The 21797-nt window shown below is 58.7% G+C and carries 18 protein-coding genes; 13 read left to right on the top strand and 5 right to left on the bottom strand.

The window, feature by feature from the left end; genetic code table 11:
- Positions 1 to 42: 42 nt before the first annotated feature.
- Positions 43 to 1671: an alpha-D-glucose phosphate-specific phosphoglucomutase gene (locus CU102_RS17405; protein ID WP_106712375.1), complete on the top strand. Its 1629-nt coding sequence runs from the start codon at positions 43 to 45 to the stop codon at positions 1669 to 1671.
- A 30-nt stretch (positions 1672 to 1701) separates the two neighbouring features.
- On the opposite strand, the gene CU102_RS17400 is transcribed toward CU102_RS17405, so the two are convergent.
- Entirely contained in the window at positions 1702 to 3657 is a 1956-nt protein-coding gene (locus CU102_RS17400) for an elongation factor G (protein ID WP_106712374.1), read from the bottom strand.
- Between the two features lie 513 nt (positions 3658 to 4170).
- On the opposite strand from CU102_RS17400, the gene CU102_RS17395 reads away from it, so the two are divergent.
- The 3 genes from CU102_RS17395 (at position 4171) to CU102_RS17385 (ending at position 8350) form a co-directional block, all read left to right on the top strand.
- Complete coding sequence (locus tag CU102_RS17395) at positions 4171 to 4812, top strand: alpha/beta hydrolase family protein (RefSeq protein ID WP_106712373.1); 642 nt, start codon at positions 4171 to 4173, stop codon at positions 4810 to 4812.
- A 323-nt stretch (positions 4813 to 5135) separates the two neighbouring features.
- Positions 5136 to 6368, top strand: coding sequence for an HlyD family secretion protein (locus tag CU102_RS17390; protein WP_106712372.1), 1233 nt, complete (start codon positions 5136 to 5138; stop codon positions 6366 to 6368).
- Positions 6350 to 8350: a glycosyltransferase gene (locus CU102_RS17385; RefSeq protein ID WP_106712371.1), complete on the top strand. Its 2001-nt coding sequence runs from the start codon at positions 6350 to 6352 to the stop codon at positions 8348 to 8350. Before CU102_RS17390 ends, CU102_RS17385 begins: the two co-directional genes overlap by 19 nt.
- Positions 8351 to 8364: 14 nt before the next feature.
- Here CU102_RS17385 and CU102_RS17380 read toward each other — a convergent pair whose 3' ends face one another.
- The 4 genes from CU102_RS17380 to CU102_RS17365 all read right to left on the bottom strand — a co-directional run bounded on the left by CU102_RS17380 (position 8365) and on the right by CU102_RS17365 (position 12613).
- Positions 8365 to 8859 (bottom strand): hypothetical protein, encoded by a 495-nt coding sequence (locus CU102_RS17380; RefSeq protein ID WP_106712370.1) that lies wholly within the window; start codon positions 8857 to 8859, stop codon positions 8365 to 8367.
- 111 nt (positions 8860 to 8970) lie between these two features.
- Positions 8971 to 10200: an Mrp/NBP35 family ATP-binding protein gene (locus CU102_RS17375; protein WP_106712369.1), complete on the bottom strand. Its 1230-nt coding sequence runs from the start codon at positions 10198 to 10200 to the stop codon at positions 8971 to 8973.
- Positions 10201 to 10532: 332 nt separating this feature from the next.
- Positions 10533 to 11234 (bottom strand): histidine utilization transcriptional repressor HutC, encoded by a 702-nt coding sequence (locus tag CU102_RS17370; protein ID WP_245425382.1) that lies wholly within the window; start codon positions 11232 to 11234, stop codon positions 10533 to 10535.
- The gene (locus CU102_RS17365) at positions 11231 to 12613 is read right to left on the bottom strand and encodes a formimidoylglutamate deiminase (RefSeq protein ID WP_106712368.1); all 1383 of its coding nucleotides are present in this window, start codon (positions 12611 to 12613) and stop codon (positions 11231 to 11233) included. The genes CU102_RS17370 and CU102_RS17365 overlap by 4 nt, the downstream gene beginning before the upstream one ends.
- 49 nt (positions 12614 to 12662) lie before the next feature.
- Between CU102_RS17365 and hutI the strand changes: the two genes are divergently transcribed.
- The 9 genes from hutI to CU102_RS17320 all read left to right on the top strand — a co-directional run bounded on the left by hutI (position 12663) and on the right by CU102_RS17320 (position 21505).
- Positions 12663 to 13892, top strand: coding sequence for an imidazolonepropionase (hutI, locus tag CU102_RS17360; protein WP_166648483.1), 1230 nt, complete (start codon positions 12663 to 12665; stop codon positions 13890 to 13892).
- 3 nt (positions 13893 to 13895) lie between these two features.
- Entirely contained in the window at positions 13896 to 15437 is a 1542-nt protein-coding gene (gene hutH, locus CU102_RS17355) for a histidine ammonia-lyase (RefSeq protein ID WP_106712366.1), read from the top strand.
- Entirely contained in the window at positions 15434 to 16237 is an 804-nt protein-coding gene (hutG, locus tag CU102_RS17350) for an N-formylglutamate deformylase (RefSeq protein WP_106712365.1), read from the top strand. The genes hutH and hutG overlap by 4 nt, the downstream gene beginning before the upstream one ends.
- Positions 16237 to 17907: a urocanate hydratase gene (gene hutU / locus CU102_RS17345; RefSeq protein ID WP_106712364.1), complete on the top strand. Its 1671-nt coding sequence runs from the start codon at positions 16237 to 16239 to the stop codon at positions 17905 to 17907. The genes hutG and hutU overlap by 1 nt, the downstream gene beginning before the upstream one ends.
- Entirely contained in the window at positions 17907 to 18452 is a 546-nt protein-coding gene (locus CU102_RS17340; RefSeq protein WP_166648482.1) for a HutD/Ves family protein, read from the top strand. Before hutU ends, CU102_RS17340 begins: the two co-directional genes overlap by 1 nt.
- 79 nt (positions 18453 to 18531) lie before the next feature.
- Entirely contained in the window at positions 18532 to 18915 is a 384-nt protein-coding gene (locus CU102_RS17335) for a hypothetical protein (protein ID WP_106712362.1), read from the top strand.
- 81 nt (positions 18916 to 18996) lie between these two features.
- Complete coding sequence (locus tag CU102_RS17330; protein ID WP_106712361.1) at positions 18997 to 20361, top strand: PepSY-associated TM helix domain-containing protein; 1365 nt, start codon at positions 18997 to 18999, stop codon at positions 20359 to 20361.
- 23 nt (positions 20362 to 20384) lie between these two features.
- Positions 20385 to 20915, top strand: a complete 531-nt coding sequence (locus CU102_RS17325) for a copper chaperone PCu(A)C (RefSeq protein WP_106712360.1) — start codon at positions 20385 to 20387, stop codon at positions 20913 to 20915.
- Positions 20915 to 21505, top strand: coding sequence for an SCO family protein (locus CU102_RS17320; RefSeq protein ID WP_106712359.1), 591 nt, complete (start codon positions 20915 to 20917; stop codon positions 21503 to 21505). The genes CU102_RS17325 and CU102_RS17320 overlap by 1 nt, the downstream gene beginning before the upstream one ends.
- The last annotated feature ends 292 nt before the right edge of the window (positions 21506 to 21797 follow it).

Genomic DNA, 21797 nt, shown 5'->3' with positions numbered 1-21797 from the left:
CCATAGATTGTCGCAGACGCGTAGCAGAGACTGGAAAACCATATGTTCAAAACCGTTGCCACCACGCCATTCGATGACCAGAAGCCCGGAACTTCGGGCCTTCGCAAGAAAGTTCCGGTTTTCCAGCAGCCGAACTACGCCGAGAACTTCATCCAGTCGGTGTTTGATTCGCTCGAAGGCTTCAAAGGCAAGACCCTGGTGATCGGCGGTGACGGCCGCTACTACAATCGCGAGGTGGTGCAGACCGCCATCAAGATGGCCGCCGCCATCGGCTTTGGCCGTGTCCTCGTCGGCAAGGGCGGCATTTTGTCGACGCCCGCCGCTTCCAACGTCATACGTAAATACAAGGCCTTCGGCGGTCTCGTCCTCTCCGCCAGCCATAATCCCGGCGGCCCGACCGAAGATTTCGGCATCAAGTACAACATAAGCAATGGCGGACCCGCGCCGGAAAAGATTACCGAAGCAATCTTCGCCCGCTCCAAGACAATCACGCAATATGTGATCGCCGAGGCTCCCGATGCCGACATCGATACGATCGGCACGCAGAAGCTTGGCGACATGGATATCGAAATCATCGACCCTGTGGCCGACTATGCGGCACTGATGGAAGAGCTGTTTGATTTCGATGCAATCCGCGCATTGATCAAGTCAGGCTTCACTTTCCGCTTCGATTCCATGCACGCCGTCACCGGCCCGTATGGCAAGGAAATCCTCGAACACCGCCTTGGTGCGCCGGAAGGTACCTGCGTGAATTTCGTGCCGCTGCCGGATTTCGGCGGCCATCATCCCGACCCCAATCTCGTTTACGCAAAGGACCTCTATGACTTGCTGATGTCGCCAGATGGTCCGGATTTCGGCGCCGCTTCAGACGGTGATGGCGACCGCAATCTCATCATCGGCAAGGGTATCTTCATCACCCCGTCGGATTCGCTGGCCATGCTCGCCGCCAACGCCCATCTCGCGCCGGGTTACAAGGCGGGTCTCAAGGGGATTGCCCGTTCCATGCCGACCAGCGGCGCCGCGGACCGTGTCGCCGAGAAGCTCGGGATCGGCATGTATGAAACGCCGACCGGCTGGAAATTCTTCGGTAATCTGCTCGATGCGGACATGGCGACGATCTGCGGCGAAGAAAGCGCCGGCACCGGCTCCAACCATGTACGCGAAAAGGATGGGCTTTGGGCGGTCTTGCTCTGGCTGAACATCCTCGCGGTACGCCGCATCAGCGTGCAGGAGATCGCATCCGAACATTGGGCCATCTATGGCCGCAATTATTATTCGCGCCATGACTATGAGGGTGTCGACACGGCTGCCGCAAACACGCTGATGGAAGATCTGCGCGGCCGACTGCCTGCATTGCCCGGCACCTCTGTACAAGGCCTGACAATCGCGACCGCCGACGATTTTGCCTATCATGACCCGGTCGACAAATCGGTGAGCAAGAACCAGGGCATCCGCGTCCTGTTCGAGGGCGGCTCGCGGGTCGTCTTCCGCCTGTCGGGAACCGGCACGACCGGCGCGACCATTCGTGTGTATGTCGAGCGCTACGAGCCTGATCCGAAGCGCCACGATCTTGAAACCCAGGGTGCGCTCGCCGACCTCATCCGTGCCGCCGAAGATCTCGCCGGTATCAAGGCCCATACGGGCCGCGACAAGCCAAGTGTGATCACTTGACCTGATGAATGAGCCGGCACGTAGCCGGCTCTAATTCGCGTGGGATGCGTATGCCGTGATGATGGCGTCTGCTTCCTTGCCGTACAGTTCCTCGAAATGATCGAAGGTTTTCGCGAAGGTTCCGATGCCCTGCGTTGCGGAGCGCAGCGAGCGTGCCAGCTCGTCCAGCGCACTTCCGGGTATGAGGGCCCGGAAATTGTCCCACCCCTTCGCTGTCTCGTCCCGGTCGAAGCCAAGGACCTGGCCCTTGAAGGATGAGACAATCGGCACGAGCCCTCCCGAGTAGATCGAGGGGATGTGAATCTCGACGCGGAATATCGGCTGCATCAGCACGGCCGAGGCCTGCGCGAGCGCATCCCGCACGCCCATCTTGCCAGCTGCACGGAACGCAAATTCCGAACTGTCCACCGAATGGTGCTGGCCGTCCGTAAGCGTAACCCCGACATCGATGACCCGCAGGCCAAGCGGGCCCTTTTCCATGGCTTCGCGGGCTCCTGCCTCGACGGCGGGTATGTAGTTGCGGGGTACAGCCCCGCCCTTGACGGTTTCCGCAAAGCTGAACCCATCGCCACGCCCGTTGGGATGAATACTGAGTTTGACATCGGCAAACTGGCCGGCGCCGCCGGTCTGCTTGCGATGACGATAGTGAACGTCGGAGGACTTCGAAATCGTTTCCCGGTAAACCGGGCTCGGCATCTTATCTGTGACCTCGACATGAAAGACCTCGGCCAGAGCCTTGCAAACGTCGCGCAAATGCACCGGTCCCTGCGAGCAGATCAGCTGCGCGCCAGTCCCTTCCTCCTGCATGACTTTCAACCCGCGATCCGTTTCAGCGAGCTTGGCGAGGGTCTCCGAGAGCTTTGTTTCATCGCGTTCGCTGGCCGGCACCAGGACCCGCTCAAGCATCGGCGTGGGTGGCATTGTCCATTCCGGCGCAGCCACCGCAGTTTCAGTCGTCAACAATGACGGGACAGGCAAATGGTCGGATTTGACCGTAGCGAAGACATATCCTGGCACTGGCGTTTCCGCCGAAATCGGCCGTCCGGTTCCAGGATCCTGCACCGGTCCCAATCGCGCGCCGCCCAGCAGCGCACCCTGTTTTAGCCCATCGCCAAGCGCACGGACAAAGACCGTCTTGCCAACATTCTGGCGGTAATAGGCGTGAAAGGCCGTTGCAACCAGCGCGTTCTCCTTGATGTTGCCTGCGGTGGCAAGCCGCTGGCGCAGCGACTCGACCGGGGGCGCTTCGTGCCGCAGGGCCTTCATCAACCGCATCATGCCGTTGCTGTGGCTCGCCGCACCGACAAGCACCGGAATGACCTTGTTTTCGCGCAGCACGCGGGAGGAAATGGCATAGATGGCGTCGCTCGGCGGTTCTCGGTCTTCGATGAGTTCTTCCAGAAGCCAATCGTCGAATTCGGAAAGGTTTTCCAGGAGTTCGGCGCGGGCCTCGTGTTCGCGCTCGACTTCACTCTCGGGTATCTCGATCAGCGCTGAGGTCTGACCTTCACGATAACGCCAGGCGCGTTCGGAAATCAAATCGCAGCTGCCGACGATCTTGTCCCCTTCCCGGATCGGAATCTGCCGGAGCAGCAAGGTGTGACTGGCATAATCCTGAAGCGAAGCGATGACGTCCCTGAGCCGCCCCCTCGGCTCGTCCATTCGGTTGACAAAGAGGATGCAGGGCGTTCCCGAAGCTTCGATCACCCGCAGATACGGGGCCGCGAGGACGGCCTCTTCGGGGACGGGCGAGACACACAGAATACAGGCATCGCTCGCAACCAGCGCATCCTGGGCGTGGGAGATGGCTTCACCCGATCCCGATGTATCCAGTGCGCACCAGGCTTCGCCGCCGAACGTGAACTCAGTCAGGCCCAATCCATAAGGGGAGACAGATTTTTTCGGTGTGCCTTCCAGCGAGGCCAGTTTCTCCACTAGCGTGGATTTTCCGGTCTGCGAGGGTCCAAGTATCGTGAAACAACGCATCGGCCATCCTCCCTCAGCCAAGTTCGCAATTCTCCGTTAGCAGTCTGCCTCGAACCGGCGCGATACGCTAGAGCGAGATGCTTGCTGGATGCTGAGGAAGAGGTTTTCGGCGAATTTGTCCGCTACAGATCTGCACAAAACAAAACGCGCCCCGGAGGGCGCGTAATAGAAGGGCTTTCGCCTGTCACTGTTATAGTATCATTCCACAGTGCTAAGCCATTATTCCAACTCAACTGACTATAGAATTTGCGGCTTAGTCCCCCACCGCTGCTCGTTCACTCATCACACGCTTGCATGCTTCTTATTGTTGTATTTCGTGTACTGAACTTACGACCACGTTAATGAAATTATGTTACCGGGCGTTACGCAAGCGTGACTCAAACGATGCTTTTGAGTTTTTTCTCACTTAACTGCATAGTCAATTTGGGTTAGGCGCAAATGAGGGTCAGGGCCTGTTAATCTGATCGATTGGCAGGTCCTGCTCCTAGCCATCACGGGAGTTGCACAATCGTCATGCAAGGAAGATTGCTCTTCGACGGAGCGGACGATGCCAATCTCACGATCCTGCTTGCCCATGGCGCGGGAGCGCCAATGGACTCGGCTTCCATGACCGCAAGCGCCGCAGCCCTTGCTACAGCGGGTTTCCGTGTCGCCCGTTTCGAGTTCGGCTACATGGCAGCGCGGCGCACATCCGGCGACCGGAAACCCCCGCCCCGCGCCGAAATGCTCATCCCGGAGTACAGAACGGCAATCGATGAACTCGGTTCAACCGGTCCTCTGATCATTGGCGGCAAGTCGATGGGCGGACGGGTCGCCAGCATGATTGCGGATGAGCTTCATTCTGCCGGGAAGGTCGCCGGCCTCCTCTGCCTCGGCTATCCGTTTCATCCACCCGGCAAGCCGGCGCAGCTGCGCACAAAGCACCTCGCCGGACTGGTGACGCCAGCATTGATTTGTCAGGGAACGCGCGACGAGTTCGGCACGCGCGAGGATGTTGCCGGTTATGCGCTCTCGGACGCCATCGAAATTCTCTGGCTTGAAGACGGCGACCACGATCTCAAGCCGCGCAAGAGCATATCTGGCTTCACGGCTGCCGATCACATGACGACCATGGCCGAAGCGGTCAAGGCGTGGGCAGCACGTTTGGCCCGCTGACAGCTGCTTATGACCAGGCAAGCATTTGTTACGCCTTGTTTTTGCCACATTATGGCCACTTTACCGACTTATTTACTACATCGAAAGGATTACATACGGATGGGCGATGCATTTGCCGCCTGTTCTAGCTTCCAATTCTCTTGCCACTTTATCCCGGCGATTGCGCCAAGAATGTCCCACCGTCAGACTTGCGAAATACTCAACACCGAGGAGATTAATCATTCTTTAACGATTCAGTATGAATTGGACGTTATAAATGATTAAAAGTTGAGGACAAAGCCTGGTAACCACAGCGATTCTGCTGTCGACATTAGGTATAGATCATGGTTTGGAATCATCGTGTTCTGCGTATTGCTGTTGGTCTATTGCTTGCAGGACTTGCGCTTGTCGTTTTGCTACCGGGATTGACTGGCTACACAAGCCTTGACGGAACTGTGAACGCACGTTTTGCAATTGTGAACGCGCCAATTGACGGCACAATTGCAGAGGCTACTCCGAAGGTCGGTACGTCCATCGTCGAAGGAACGCCGCTTCTCCAGATCCGCAACGAACGTGTAAATCGTGCCATACTGGCCTCATTGAGTGCCGAGCGTAAGACCGCACTCGACCGCGTTGCAGCGCTCCGCCGTGAGCGCAACGAACTGGCGCAGCTTCGCGACCAATTGGCCAACCGCCTGGATCTCTATCAGAAAGCAACAATTGTCAGCATCCAGCAGGAGCTTTCGATCCTGCGCAAGCGCGTCGAGGTGTCGGAGGCCCAGAATATCGCAGCGCAGGCCGACCTCGAACGGCGCACGCAGCTGGGATCGCGAGGGATCGTTTCAACGAATATCGTCGAGATCGCCCGGGCGGCGGAAGCCGCGGCAACGGGTCAGGTGACGATAATCAACATGAGCGTCGACCAGCTCGAACAAAAATTGGCGGCAGTCGAGAAAGGCATTTACGTCGCGGGAGATGGCCAGAACGACGTGCCATACTCGCGCCAGAGGCAGGATGAAGTCATCGTGCGCATCAGTGACATCGATAGCCGCATAACGGACAACGAGACTCGGGCGGCCCAGACTGAAAAACAAATGATCGAGGAGGAAAACCGGGTCAAGAATCTCGAAACCGCAATCGTACCTGTTCCGTTCGACGGCGTTGTCTGGCGCAGCAGCATCATCAACGGCTCCAATGTCATCCTCAACAATGAACTGATGCGTATCCTCGATTGCCGCGAATTGTTTGTGGACATACTTGTACCTGAAATCAATTACGACGAAATCTTCCCCGGGCGAGAGGCGCAAATACGGCTGCTTGGCCGTGGCGATTTCCTGAAGGGCACAGTTCTGTCGGTGCGCGGCAGCGCTGCCGTTGTCGAAGAGGTCACGCTTGCGGCAATTCTGCCGACAACCAAAAACCGCAATGCGCGTATCAGGGTGGGTCTCGCACCGTCGGCCTTGAACACCGATTCTGCCAATTTCTGCCAGGTCGGCCGCTCAGTACAGGTGCGTTTTGCAAAGCGCAGCATGAATTGGACGCGATGGTTGGAGAGCCTATGGTTCAGCATCTCATAGTCCTTGCACCCACTCTGCTAGTCTTCGCTTTCTTCCTGCTCGGCCCGTTCAGCTGGTCGCGTTACCATAGCTGGACCAGGACGGCCACGTGCATCTTCGTGTTTGCCGTGGCCGCCCGTTATCTGTGGTGGCGCTTGACGGAAACCGTTCTGCCCTATCCAGACGACGGCGCCAATTTCTACTGGGTCTGGTTCCTGTTTGTCATTGAGCTCCTGGCATTCTGCGAAGTTGTGATGTTCCTCATATTGATGAGCCGGTACGTCAACAGAAGTGCGGAAGTGGATGCGCTTGCACCAGCATATTTTGCCAAGGATCCGCAGGATCTGCCCGCAGTGGATGTTTTCATCCCGACCTACAATGAACCGCTGGATGTTCTGGAGCGGACAATCGTCGGTGCGCTTGCCCTCGACTACCCCAAAGAGAAACTGAAGGTCTACGTCCTCGATGACAAGCGCCGGGACTGGCTGAAGGCCTATTGTGAGCAAAAGGGGGCTATACACGTCACGAGGCCCGACAACTCCCATGCCAAGGCCGGCAATATGAACAATGGTCTCAAGGTCAGCTCGGGCGATTTTATAGCAATCTTCGACGCAGACTTCGTCCCGTACCGGCACTTCCTGCGGCGCACGCTACCCCTGTTTACCGATCCTGTGATAGGTATCGTGCAAACCCCGCAGCATTTCTTCAACGTCGATCCAGTGCAGTCAAATCTTGGTCTTGAAAACATCTGGCCGGATGAACAGCGCCTCTTTTTCGACGAGATGGCGCCGAGCCGCGATGCATGGGACGTCAGCTTCTGCTGCGGATCATGCTCGATCGCACGGCGGGAGGCGCTTGACGAAATTGGTGGTTTTCCCACCGAATCGATCACCGAGGATCTGCTGACAACCCTCTCCATGCTCAACCGGGGCTACAAGACACGCTATCTCAACGAACGCCTGTCCATGGGACTGGCGGCGGAGACTCTGACGGGTTACTTTGTTCAGCGGGAGCGCTGGTGTCAGGGGGGTATCCAGACACTCTATCTTCACAATGGTCCTCTGCGCGGCCCTGGACTGTCGCTGTTCCAGCGCATCATGTTTTTGCCGATGTCCTGGATCGTTCAATACCCTGTGCGCCTGACCATATTGTTGGTGCCCGTGGTCTATCTCTGGTTCGGCGCCCTTCCCCTATATTTCACCAGCGTTTCTGAATATCTCTCGCACCAGATACCCCTCCTTGCCGCCTATTTTATGCTGATGATCTGGATTACGCCGACACGGTATTTGCCTGTCGTATCCAGTGCCATCGGCACATTTGCGACTTTTCGCATGTTGCCGACGGTCGCCTCCAGCATCATCCATCCCTTCGGGAAGCCGTTCAAGGTTACCCCCAAGGGATCCGGCAACGAGGCTAACCAGTTCGATAAGTACAGCTTCGCCTGGATAGCGGCCCTGCTCATAATCACCGCTCTGGGACTGTTGCTGAATATCATGCCCGAATGGATCAACAGGGGTGATGAGTTCTCCCTTGTCGCAGCATGCTGGTCGGGCATCAATATTGTCGTTCTCGTTATCGCTTCCCTGATCTGTTTCGAGAAGCCTCGCCGGCTGTTCCATGCCTTCAAGGTGGAGGAACCCGTTCGTATAGATGGAGTTTCCGGCCAGCTCGTCAGTCTTGCACTCGACAAGGCGGTGGTTGCGGTTCCCGGCGGGACAACTTTCGATACGAAGGATATCCCGCTCAAACTCAATGGGTTCGAGGCTTTCCAGGTGGAACACAGGCAGACCACGAGACGGCGAAGAGGCATAAGCCGGCCCGGCGACAAGCGCAAAGATTACCTGCATCTTCATTTTGAACCGGGCGGGTCCCTGCGCGACCAGCTCATTATCAAGCTCTACACGGGGAATTATTCCCAGGATGTGCCAGAAATCGATAAAACCGCAGTATCCGTCGGCCTGTTGCTGCGGGCATTCGGCCGAACACGGTCGGTAAGGGCTTAAGCAGCCACTCCTGGCTATTTCTGCCGTGTCTTCATCCCGCCGAACACCTTCTTGATGTCTGCCATCTGATCATCCGCCAGTTTGTCGACACTGCTGGACAGGAACCTTAAGACATCCCCGTCGAGCTTTCTTGCGAAACGGCTGCCAGGCAGCCTGGCCGCGTCGTCCCTGCAGCTGGCGTCAAGCAGCGCAAGTGCGCCATAGGCCGGGCCAATTGCTCCGGCATATGCGGCCATAGCAACGTCAGCGTCGGCTTGCCGGCCGGCGAGATCGATGTTCATCATGCCAACCCCGCTGGAAAAGCGCGCCGAAGCGAGAAGCTGTATGGCGCGGTCCAGCGCGAACTTGGCTCCGTTGTAGTCATCGATAACCACGGCAAGCCGGTTCAGTGCGTCGTTGCAGCCCGCCGGGGTGGCTGGCATGGCCGGATTGGACTGCTGCGGATGTGCCGGGGTCGCGTGGGCACCAAGGAAGATGATCAGGGCGGCCGCATGGCAGAGCTTGCTCATAGGATTTCCCCTCAAGCGCGAATTGCACATGGTAGCACCATTCGCGGTGACGGCGAATGCCATGGGCCCGGGCTGGCGGGTGCGGCGCTACTGGACTTCCTGAATGGTCTCTTACTCGAACACAATCGCCGGGGCGGTGCGTCCGCCTTTTGCCATTGCCAGCTGGTCCCAGACTCGTGCCGCAATGTCGCGATAGGCCTTGGCCTGCGGGCCATCCGGGTTGCTGACGACCACGGGCTTGCCGGAGTCCGATGTCTCGCGGATCTCCATGACCAGCGGCACTTCGCCGAGGAAGGGCACGCCAAGCCGTTCGGCTTCGTTCCTTGCGCCGCCGTGGCCGAAGATATCGTAGCGGGCGCCAGTGTCGGGAGCAATGAAATAGCTCATGTTCTCAACGATGCCGAGGAGCGGCACATCCACCTTCTTGAACATGTTGAGGCCCTTGCGCGCATCGATCAGCGCCAGGTCCTGCGGCGTCGAGACGATGACGGCGCCGGCTAGCGGTACCTGCTGTGCCATGGTCAATTGCGCGTCGCCGGTGCCGGGCGGCATGTCGACGACGAGCACGTCAAGGTCGCCCCATTGCACTTCGCGCAACATCTGCGTCAGCGCTGACATGACCATAGGACCGCGCCAGATCATCGGCGTTTCCTCTTCGACAAGGAAGCCGATCGACATCACCTTCAGACCATAGCCTTCCATCGGCTTCAGCACTCGGCCGGAGATGACTTCCGGCTTGCCATGGAGACCCAGCAGCCTTGGCATGGAGGGCCCGTAAATATCCGCATCGAGAATGCCGACCTTGTGGCCATTGGCTTGCAACCCCAAAGCGAGATTGACGGCCGTGGTCGACTTGCCGACACCGCCCTTGCCGGACGCAACCGCAATGATGGCCTTGACGCCGGGAACCCCGGCCTTGACCGGGGCGCCGTGGCCGTGTCCATGCGCCGTTTGCGCCGGCGCAGCTTGGGCGGGTGCACCCTGGGCCGGGACACGCGGCGGTGGCACGGCACCCGCCGGCGCCGGGCGCTGGGTTGGACGTGGCGATGGAACCGCTCTTGGCGGCGCGTCGTCGCTGGTGGGCCCGCCCTTCTTCTCGGCCGTCAGGGCGACCACGGCTCCGGCAACACCTGGCATGGACTTCACGACGCGTTCGGCAGCTGCCCGTAGCGGCTCAAGTTCCTGCGCTCGCGCCGCCGGAACGGTGATCGAGAAGAACACCTTGCTGTCGGCGATGAAAATATCCGAAACGAGGCCGAGCTCGACGATGTTGCTGTTGAAATCCGGACCGGTCACAGTCTTCAGCTGCTCGAGAACCTGGTCTTTCGTCACGCCTGCCATTGCAATTCCAATCCTGTCATTCCCTGGAGCAATTCCAGGAAAAGTGCGAAGCGGTTTTCCGTCCGGAATTGCGTAATACGAGATACTTTCAAATAGTGTGTTTTGCGCAAAACGCCAATGGCGATTTATCCACGGCGTGAGTGGCTGACGGCGACGTGTGCCGGCTCTCCTTGCGCCAGAACAATCAAAATCCGAAATTGAGACGCCTATCCTTCAATACCGGAAAGTTTTGAACGAAAATTGTCCAATCTGTTACGAGAATCAGTGAAAACCGGAACAAGAAACAGCGATTCTGGTACAAGATTATCAACTCGCGCGCGCATTTTGATTGTCTAGAGTTGTGTGACCATTCGGTGCGAGCCTGGATGGATCATCCGGACATAGGTGATCGGCTTCTGCGGCAAATAGGTAAGGCGCTCGATGATGAAGACCGAATCTCGCTCTCTGACATCGAGGATCGCCGCCTCTTCGGGGTCGGCTAAAGCCGCGTGAAATACGATTTCTGCCTGCGAGAAAGGCGAATGAGTCACCAGCCATTCATTGGGGCTGATGGTTTCGAAGGTCTCGTGGCGGATCGACGGAACAGCGTCCAGATTGACCCAGCGATCTTCATATTGATAGGGCTTGCTGTTCGACAGATGCAGGCTGCGGACATGCAGCATCGCCTTGCCTTTGGCTAGGCCAAGGCGTTCGGCGATTGATTGCGGCGCCTTTTCAACTTGATTGGACAACAGCCGGAACTGATAAATTCCGCCTTTGTTTTCAATCTCTTGCCGGACGATCGGGATGACGAAACGTGCCTCGCGCATGGGGTGGAGCGCAACCCGGGTTCCCGCCTTGCGCTTGCGCACGAGCACGCCGCCGCGCGCCAGTTCCTGCAGGGCGCGGTTGACTGTCGCGCGTGCGCAATCGAACTCGACGGCAAGCACTTCCTCGCCCGGGATCAGCGCGCCCGGCGCCCAGACGCGCTCCGCGATGCGCCGCGCCATCTCGGCTTTGATGGCATGGAACGATTTGCGCGCAGATGCCGTCACACTCTCTCCAGTATCGACGCGAGCCGCGTCCTATAGGTTGCAAATATTGCCGCCCGGTCGCGATGCCGGCCTTCGTGCACCACGTGGCGGCCCGCAGACCAGACATCGCTGACCGCCTGTCTGTCGCCCGCAAAAATCCAGCCGTCAAGCAGCCTGTCACCGGTCAAGCCCAAAAGCGCAGCATTTTCAACATCCAAGCCGATCATGTCCGCCCATTTTCCAGGTGCGAGGCTCCCTGACTCCCGTCCAAGAGCCTGAGCGCCACCCGCCAGTGCCGCGTCGTAGAGAGTCCGGCCACAGGACTTACCCGCCGCCGACAGGGTCACACGCGACACGTCTCGCAACCGCTGGCTGTACTCGAGCTGGCGCAGCTCTTCCGACGGCGAAATGCGGATGTTGGAATCCGACCCGGTGCCAAAGGGGCCACCGGCATTCAAGTAATTGACTCCGTTGAAGATACCGTCACCGAGATTGGCTTCGGTGATCGGGCAAAGCCCGACAACCGCCCCGCTTGCTGCAACCCGGCTTGTCTCTTCGGATGTCATGTGCGTGGAATGGATCAGGCACCAGCGTTCGTTGACCGGCAGATGATCGAGCAGCCAGCTCATCGAGCGCTGGCCATAGGCAGCCAGGACTTCCTCGATCTCCGGGATCTGCTCGGCGATATGGATGTGGAACGGCATCCCTTGGAAATGCTGCTCCAAAGCTTTGAGGTCGCGCTCGTTCACGGCACGGATCGAGTGCGGGGCAACGCCGAAGCCTGCATCAACGCTTGCATTTTTTGCAGCCTTTTCAGCCAGTTGCGCCAGCTCGACATAGCGCTCGAAATCATTGCCGAAGCGTAATTGCCCGCCTGCAAGCGCCCGTCCATCGACGCCGCCTTGCATATAGGCGACGGGCAACAGTGTCAGGCCGATGCCGGTGGCGCTTGCCGCCGCAGCGATCCGCTCCGACAGTTCGCCGAGATGGTCATAGGGCTGGCCGCCTGGCTGATGGTGCACATAGTGAAATTCGGCAACGCTGGAATAGCCAGACTCCAGCATCTCGACAAAGGCAAAGGAGGCGATCGCCTCGATGTCCTCGGGACCCAGTATGTCGAGAAAGCGGTACATGATTTCGCGCCACGTCCAGAAACTGTCGCGCCCGGCCGGGCTGCGTGCTTCGGAAAGCCCCGCCATGGCCCGCTGGAATGTGTGGCTGTGCAAATTCGATTGTGCGGGGAGCAGAATATCGACCGTGTATGCATTTGAATCGGCTGCACTTTCCGGCTCAACAGCGATGATCCGGCCGGCCGTATCCATGGAGACGTGCACATTGTCTTTCCAGCCTTCTGCGGTGAGCGCTTGGCTCGCAAAAACAGATTTCGTGGCTCCGCTCATTTCTTCTCCCTCACCCAATTGACATAATATGTATATACATAATAATGATATGAGCAAGACCATAAATGGGAGGCTTCCAAGGCCGATGAGGAAAATTCTGTCCGGATTGAGGATCGCCACGCTCGAGCAGACCGGCACGCCGTACGGTCTGATCGAGAATGGCTCGATCGGCATCGACGGCGAGCATATTGCCTGGGTCGGGCGAGACATTCCGAGCGACTGGAGCGGTATTGGAAGCCAGGATTTCGGCGGCAGGCTGGCTACTCCGGCCCTGATCGATTGCCATACCCACATTGTGTTCGGCGGCAATCGTGCCCGCGAGTTTGAAATGCGGCTGGAGGGTGCAAGCTACGAGGAGATAGCGCGGGCAGGCGGCGGCATCGTCTCGTCGGTCAAGGCAACCAATGGCTTGAGCGAAGACGAACTTGTCGCGCAGAGCCTGCCCCGGCTGGATACGCTCCTGGCGGAGGGAATTGCGACCATTGAAATCAAGTCCGGCTATGGCCTGAACATCGAGGCCGAGCTGAAAATGCTTCGCGTTGCGCGCCATCTCGGAACGATGCGGCCAGTACGGGTCCTGACCAGCTATCTTGGCGCCCATGCGGTGCCGCCAGAGTATCGGGGTCGCGCCGACGACTACATTTCCGAGGTGGCGCTGCCGGGTCTCGAAGCAGCGCACGCCGAAGGCCTCGTCGATGCGGTCGACGGCTTTTGCGAGGGAATTGCCTTCTCGCCTGCGCAGATCACACGGGTTTTCGAGAAGGCCAAAGCCCTTGGGCTGCCTGTAAAGCTTCATGCCGAGCAATTGTCCAATCTGGGCGGTGCGAAGCTTGCCGCATCGTTCGACGCGCTGTCAGCCGATCATCTGGAATATCTTGACGAAGATGGAGCAAAGGCCATGGCCGCCGCAGGAACCGTCGCGGTGCTGCTTCCCGGCGCCTTCTATGCATTGAGGGAAGAGCGCGCTCCCCCGGTCAAGATCTTGCGCGATGCTGGCGTGCGTATTGCGGTTGCCACGGATTGCAATCCGGGCACATCGCCCCTCACCTCGCTACTTTTGACCATGAACATGGCCTGCACGCTCTTCCGCCTGACCGTGGAGGAAGCGCTCGCCGGGGCAACACGCGAGGCGGCCCATGCGCTCGGTCTGTCAAGGGAAATCGGCACGATTGCGCCCGGCAAGCGCGCCGAGATCGCCATCTGGAACGCAGAGCAACCAGCGGAACTCTGCTATCGCATCGGCTTCAATCCGCTCCATCAGCTTATCTTGAAAGCATAGTCCATGACCATCGTCTTGCATCCCGGCTCTGTGCCGATTTCCACCTTGGAAACAATCTATTGGCAGGGTACGGCCGTCAGGCTTGATCCGTCCTTTCGTGCTGGAATCGAAACTGCGGCACGGCGCATTGCGGAAATCGCAGGCGGTGATGAACCGGTTTACGGCATCAACACCGGCTTCGGGAAACTCGCCAGCATCAAGGTCGCGCCGGCAGATGTGACGACCTTGCAACGCAACCTCATCCTGTCCCATTGCTGCGGCGTCGGCAATCCTTTGCCCGAGAACATCGTGCGCCTGATCATGGCGCTGAAGCTGATTTCGCTTGGGCGCGGTGCTTCGGGCGTGCGCCTCGACCTCATCAACCTGCTCGAAGCGATGCTTGAGAAGGGCGTTACCCCGGTTATTCCGGAAAAAGGTTCCGTGGGCGCCTCGGGCGACCTCGCACCGCTCGCCCATATGGCGGCAGCCATGATCGGCGAAGGCGATGTGGTCGTGGGCGGCAAGCAGATGCCGGCAGGTGTCGGTCTTCGCGAAGCGGGTCTCGCACCGGTCGTGCTTGCGGCGAAGGAAGGTCTTGCGCTCATCAACGGAACGCAGGTTTCAACGGCCCTTGCATTGGCGGGTCTGTTCCGGGCTCATCGCGCAGCCCAGTCGGCGCTGGTCACCGGTGCACTTTCCACCGATGCCGCAATGGGATCGTCAGCACCGTTCCATCCAGATATTCATAGCCTGCGTGGCCATCGCGGCCAGATCGATACAGGTTCGGCACTGCGTCAATTGCTCGAGAACTCCCCTATTCGGATGAGTCATATCGAAGGCGATGAAAGGGTGCAGGATCCTTACTGCATTCGCTGCCAGCCGCAGGTGGATGGTGCTTGCCTCGACTTGTTGCGCATGGCGGCGCGGACGCTCGAGATCGAGGCCAATGCGGTGACCGACAATCCTCTGGTGCTCAGCGATGGTTCGGTCGTCTCCGGCGGCAATTTCCACGCCGAGCCCGTGGCCTTTGCTGCGGATCAGATCGCCCTCGCCATCTGCGAGATCGGGTCGATCGCCCAGCGCCGCATCGCGCTGCTCGTCGACCCGGCGCTGAGCTATGGCCTGCCCGCATTCCTGGCAAGAAAACCTGGTCTCAATTCGGGATTGATGATTGCGGAGGTCACCTCCGCGGCGCTGATGTCGGAAAACAAGCAGATGTCGCACCCGGCTTCGGTCGATTCGACGCCGACATCCGCCAACCAGGAAGATCATGTGTCGATGGCCTGCCACGGTGCGCGCCGCCTGCTGCAGATGACCGAGAATCTTTTCTCGATCATCGGCATCGAGGCCCTGACCGCTGCACAGGGCATCGACCTGCGTGCGCCGCTTCAGACCAGCCCGGAACTCAGCCGTGCGCACGACGTTATTCGTGAGGCGGTGCCGACGCTTGATGATGACCGTTATATGGCGCCCGACCTGAAGGCCGTTGCCGACCTGATAGCTTCGGGCGCACTCAACGTAGCGATCTCCGCCGGCATTCTGCCCGTTCTGGAAACGCGCCTATGAGTGTTGTCGAAGTCAAACAGGGGTCATCCCCGATTGTGCTCGGTTTTCCCCACACCGGAACCGACCTTCCTGCCGATGTGTGGAACCGACTTAATGAGAATGGCCAGCGCCTCGCCGACACGGACTGGCATATAGACCAGCTTTATGACGGACTGTTGCCGAACGTCACAACGGTAAGGGCGACGTTCCATCGCTACGTCATCGATGCAAACCGCGATCCGCAAGGTATCAGCCTCTATCCTGGGCAAAACACCACGGCGCTGATCCCGGAAACGGATTTCGACGGCAAGCCGATCTGGCGCGACGGCGAGAAACCAGGGCCTGCCGACACAAAGATTCGCCTCGAGCAGTTCCATCGCCCGTACCACAACGCGCTGTACGAGGAGATCAAGCGGGTGAGGAAGGAACACGGGCTCGTCGTTCTCTATGATTGCCATTCCATCCGCTCGCATATTCCGTTTCTGTTTCAGGGCAAGCTGCCGGACTTCAATATCGGCACCAATGAGGGCGCCAGTTGTTCACCGGAAATCGCCTCTGCGGTCGGGCGGATCGCTTTTGCGGCCCGCGGTTACGATGCGGTGATCAACGGCCGTTTCAAGGGTGGCTGGACCACGCGCCATTACGGCAAGCCGTCTTCCGGCATCCACGCGATCCAGATGGAACTGACGCAATCATCGCATTTGGCTACGGAGGCGCCGCCCTTCGCGCTCGACGAGGGCAAGGCGGAGAAACTGCGCAGGCATCTCAAAGACATTCTCGAAATCATCGAACAGACCGCTATCAAACTGGGGAGCAGGTAATGAACAATCCGAGGCATAATATCCGGGAAATTCGCGCGCCGCGCGGCGATCAGCTCAACACCAAATCCTGGATGACCGAAGCGCCGCTGCGGATGCTGATGAATAATCTCGACCCCGACGTTGCCGAGAACCCCAACGAACTCGTGGTCTATGGCGGCATTGGCCGTGCGGCACGTACCTGGGATGATTTCGACAAGATCGTCTCGACCCTGAAGACCCTGAACGAGGATGAAACGCTGCTCGTCCAGTCTGGCAAGCCGGTCGGCGTTTTCAAGACCCATGCCAATGCACCGCGCGTCCTGATCGCCAATTCCAACCTCGTGCCGCATTGGGCTACGTGGGATCACTTCAACGAACTCGACAAGAAAGGGCTGGCGATGTACGGCCAGATGACCGCCGGTTCGTGGATCTATATCGGTACACAAGGCATCGTGCAGGGCACGTACGAGACTTTTGTCGAGGCGGGCCGCCAGCACTATGGCGGAAACCTCAAGGGGAAATGGATCCTGACGGGCGGTCTCGGCGGCATGGGCGGCGCCCAGCCACTTGCCGCCGTCATGGCCGGAGCCTGCTGCCTGGCAGTCGAATGCAATCCCGACTCGATCGATTTCCGCCTGCGCACCCGCTATGTCGATGCCAAAGCGGAGACACTGGACGAAGCGCTTGAAATGATCGATCGCTGGACAAAGGCCGGCGAAGCCAAATCGGTTGGCCTGATTGGCAATGCCGCCGACGTCCTGCCGGAACTGGTGCGCCGCGGCGTACGCCCGGATATCGTCACCGACCAGACCTCTGCACACGATCCCATCAACGGTTATCTGCCGAAGGGCTGGACCATGGCGGAGTGGCGCGAGAAGCGCGAGAGCGACCCCAAGGCCGTTGAAAAGGCCGCCCGTGCGTCGATGCGCGAACACGTCGAAGCCATGATCGCTTTCTGGAATCGCGGCATCCCGACGCTCGACTATGGCAACAACATCCGGCAGGTCGCCAAGGATGAGGGTCTCGAGAACGCCTTCGCCTTCCCCGGTTTCGTTCCTGCCTATATCCGTCCGTTGTTCTGCCGCGGGATCGGTCCATTCCGCTGGGCGGCGCTATCGGGGGATCCGGAAGACATCTACAAAACCGACGCCAAGGTGAAGGAACTCACGCCCGGCAACACGCATCTGCACAACTGGCTCGACATGGCGCGTGAACGCATCGCCTTCCAGGGGTTGCCGGCGCGCATCTGCTGGGTGGGCCTCGGCGACCGGCACCGGCTCGGTCTTGCCTTCAATGAGATGGTGAGGAACGGCGAGTTAAAGGCGCCGATCGTCATTGGCCGCGACCATCTCGACTCAGGCTCGGTCGCTTCCCCCAATCGCGAGACGGAAGCCATGAAAGATGGCTCCGATGCAGTCTCCGACTGGCCGCTTCTGAATGCCTTGCTCAACACTGCTTCAGGGGCAACCTGGGTATCGCTGCATCATGGCGGCGGCGTCGGTATGGGTTATTCACAGCATTCGGGCATGGTTATCTGTTGCGACGGCTCCGACGATGCTGCCGAGCGCGTCGGGCGCGTGCTTTGGAATGATCCTGCAACCGGTGTCATGCGTCATGCCGACGCCGGCTATGAAATCGCCATCGAATGCGCCAGGGAAAAGGGCCTCAACCTGCCGGGCATTCTCGGCTGATGCGCATCTTGCGCGCCGGTGACCACCGGCAAATGCCCTGGAAGAACGGCGGCGGGGTCACGACCGAGGTCGCGATCTCGTCTCCTGATGCGACGGTCAGCAATTTTGATTGGCGTATCAGCATGGCAAAAGTGCCGGCCTCGGGTCCGTTTTCTGCATTTGCCAATATTGAAAGGGTACTTGCCGTGCTCGACGGCGAGATGCTGCTGACAATCGGTAATGATAGCGCCGTGTTTATGGGTCCAGCCTCTCCGGCAATCGCCTTCCCCGGCGATACGCCAACCAGCGCCGACGTCATCGGTGATGTCACCGACCTCAACGTCATGACCCGGCGCGGCAAGTTCGACGCCGGCGTGCGCCGGCTTGATCAAGCCGAAGTTGTCGCCCACGCCGATGAAACATTTGTGCTTTTCCGGTCAGATGCGGAAACTGCGACCGGGGAAGTGCTTGGCGTTGATGATGTTATCCAGCTTTCGCGCTTCGAGCGGTTGGCTTTCGCGATCGGACCAGAGAATGCGTGGCTGATCGAGATAAGGGCTATCTAACAGCCATTGTCTCTTTGCCGCATAGATTTTGGCGCGCGGCTCATGTATTTGAATGCCTCCGACAACTGACGAGGCGTGGATGCGCAAGATCTGCAACGATTGGCGATTGGCCGTGCGCATGCTTTGCGCGCTGGCACTCGTATTCGTTGCCTTCGCACACAAGCCGATCACGACAGCATACGCTGACCCGATCGATCTTGCGGCTTATACGTTGCCGGATGGCACTGTTCCCGTGCTTTGCCTCCCGCGCGGCGGCGATCAGGACCAGCACAAGAGTGCCTGGCATGGGACGGGTTGCGAGGCCTGCCGGCTTTCGGCATCGTTCATTCTGCCGGTGCCGCCCGTTGCATCCGGTCCAAAGGTGCAGCCTGCAAAGTCCCTGGCCATCCAGCGCGAAGCGATCCTGATCGCGCATAGCCTCTATCCGCCCTCGGCCCCGCCGCGAGCCCCACCTTTCGCCTGACATAGCATTCGCCGTTCGCGGCGCACCACGCGGCCTGCATCGGCAGTCTGCCTTCTTTGCTGTCAGACGATAGGAACACATATGACCGTCTCAAGCGTGGCTTCCGAGAAGCCCAACGACATCAGTCTTTCGCTTTACCGCGCCATTTGGCGCTGGCATTTTTTCGCTGGCCTTCTGGTCATCCCGTTCATGCTCAACCTCGCAATCACGGGCAGCCTCTACCTGTTCAAGGACGAGATCGACAACACCGCCTTTGCCTACCGCAACGTCGTGCAACCACGCGGCGAGGCGTTATCACCGTCGATACTGTCCGATCATGCCAAGGCCGCTGTCCCTGGCTCGAAGGTCCTGCGATTCCGCGCTCCCGCTGAACCCACACAATCCGCCCGGGTTACCGTCGGCACCGATGCAGGTAAAACTCTTGTCTTTGTCGATCCCTTTAGCGGGTCGGTCCTCGGCAAGGTCGGGGAGAAAGAAGAATTCAACTGGGTCGTCAAGAAGATTCACAGCCTCGACTATTTCGGTTTCGCGTTCAATCGCATCGTTGAAGCCGTCGGCGGGCTCGCGCTTATTCTGGTCGTCACCGGCTTTTATCTCTGGTGGCCGCGCAAGCAGACCGGAGGCGTCATGAGCGTACGCGGCACGCCGGACAAGCGCGTGTTCTGGCGGGATATACATGCGGTGACCGGGGCGATCGCAGGTGCACTGATCTTCTTCCTGGCGATCACCGGCATGCCCTGGTCGGGCTACTGGGGCGACAAGGTGAACACGGCGTTGTCAAGCGCAGGCCTGGGCTATCCGGCGCAGCTTTGGGACGATGTTCCGGTTTCGCACGTTCCAACCAAGGATGTTCTGACGAATGCCGGCTGGACCGTCGAGAACGCCCCTGTACCCACATCAACACCCAACGGGACGGGTCAAGCTGTCGGGATCGATCAGATCGTCGCTTCGGCCAATGCTGTGGGCCTTGCACCGGGCTTTGAGGTGTCATTCCCCTCCGATAAGCCAGGTGTCTACACGGCGGCGGTTTTTCCGGATGACATCGCTAAACAGCGGACGATCCATTTCGACCAGTATACCGGCAAACCGCTTGTCGACATCAAGTTCGCCGATTATGGAACTGGCGCCAAGGCAATAGAACTCGGCATCGGCGTGCACCAAGGCGAATACCTAGGGGTAGCCAATCAGATCATCATGCTGCTGACCTGCCTCGCCATCATGTTGACCTCGGTTTCTGCGGTTGTCATGTGGTGGAAGCGCCGACCGTCGGGCCGACTTGGTGTGCCGCCAATGCCATCACAGAGACACATTTTCGCTACCCTGACACTGGTCATTCTAGGCTTCGGCATCCTCTTTCCGCTCACCGGGTTTGCAATTCTCGCGACGCTGGTCCTTGACCAGTTGATCCTGCGCATCCCCTCGCCTCTGAAACGCGTATTTTCTTGACCAATCTGAACTGGAGATATCCAATGAGATTCAATATCCCAATCGTAGCGCTCGTACTGCTGGCTACCTCGGTATCCTTCAGCGCCCATGCGCATGATCACTCCAAAATGAGCAAGGGTAACGCCGGCGCAATGAGTGACGACACGATGCAACCTGTCAAAGAGGGCGAGCTTGTCTTGAGCGGTGCATTCACACGCGCTACGTTGCCTGGCGCCAAAGTTGGCGGTGGCTACCTCTCCATTTCCAATCCGTCGAAGGAAGATGATCGCCTGCTTGGCGGTTCAAGCCCCGCCGCCGCCCGTGTCGAGGTGCACGAGATGAAGATGGACGGCAATGTAATGCAGATGCGCCAGTTGAAAGACGGTCTCAAGATTCCAGCGGGCGGTACTGCTGAACTCGCCCCCGGCGGCGCCCACCTGATGCTGATGGATATTACCAAGCCGCTCAAGCAGGGCGACATGGTCCCTGTCACTCTCGAATTCGCCAAGGCAGGCAAGGTCGACGTGCAATTCATGGTCGGTCCAGCAAACGCCACCAGCATGGAACATCACTGATGAATTATCGTATGCTGCGCATCGCGGTTTGGGCGGTTATCGCCGCTCTTACGCTCTTCCTGGTATTCACCTACGCCAATACCCGTTTTGGCGACAAGGCTGGCGCCGTCCAACTTGGCGCTCCGTTCACGCTGCAGGACCAGGATGGCGCACCCATCACGGAAGCCGCATTCAATGGCCACCCGACGGTGCTGTTCTTTGGCTTCACCCATTGCCCTGAAGTATGCCCAACGACGTTGTTCGAAATGGCCGGGTGGTTGAAGGACCTTGGCGATGAGGGGAAGGACCTGCGTGTGTTCTTCATCTCTGTCGATCCTGAGCGCGACACACCGGAGGTCATGAAGGGCTATACAGCCGCCTTCACCGACCGGATTACTGGCATCACCGGAAAACCCGAGGAAATGGAAAAGCTCCTCAAGAGCTGGAAGATCTATGCCAAGAAGGTGCCAACGGAAAATGGAGACTATACGATGGACCATACGGCTTCGGTCATGTTGCTTGACCGCAATGCGCGGCTGAAAAGCACGATCGACTACAAAGAAAGCCCGGACGTTGCATTGAAGAAGCTCAGGCTGCTGATTGCGGGCTGACCCCAGTGAATCACTATCCCTCTCGGCTGCTGTCGGGAGGGATAGGTTTGCTCATTTCACTTCAATTCGAGCATTTGTATACTAAAAAACTCATATTTTTCTAGAATTATTCTAACCTATTGATATTTTTATAGGTTTTAAAGAATTAGTATTTGACATTCCGATTTTCCGTCGCCTTTATGCAAAAGTACGAGCACATCCCTTTGATGTCTGGGCCTTGAACCCTTTCGATTGGAGGACCCTATGATAGGTCTTTTTCTGCCACGCCTGCGCGTGGTTTCTTTGCTGCGTA

Origin of the sequence: Phyllobacterium brassicacearum (assembly GCF_003010955.1) — a bacterium.
Taxonomy (GTDB): domain Bacteria; phylum Pseudomonadota; class Alphaproteobacteria; order Rhizobiales; family Rhizobiaceae; genus Phyllobacterium; species Phyllobacterium brassicacearum.
The sequence above is the reverse complement of the archived record's forward strand: the minus strand, read 5'-3'. Positions and strand labels throughout refer to the sequence as shown.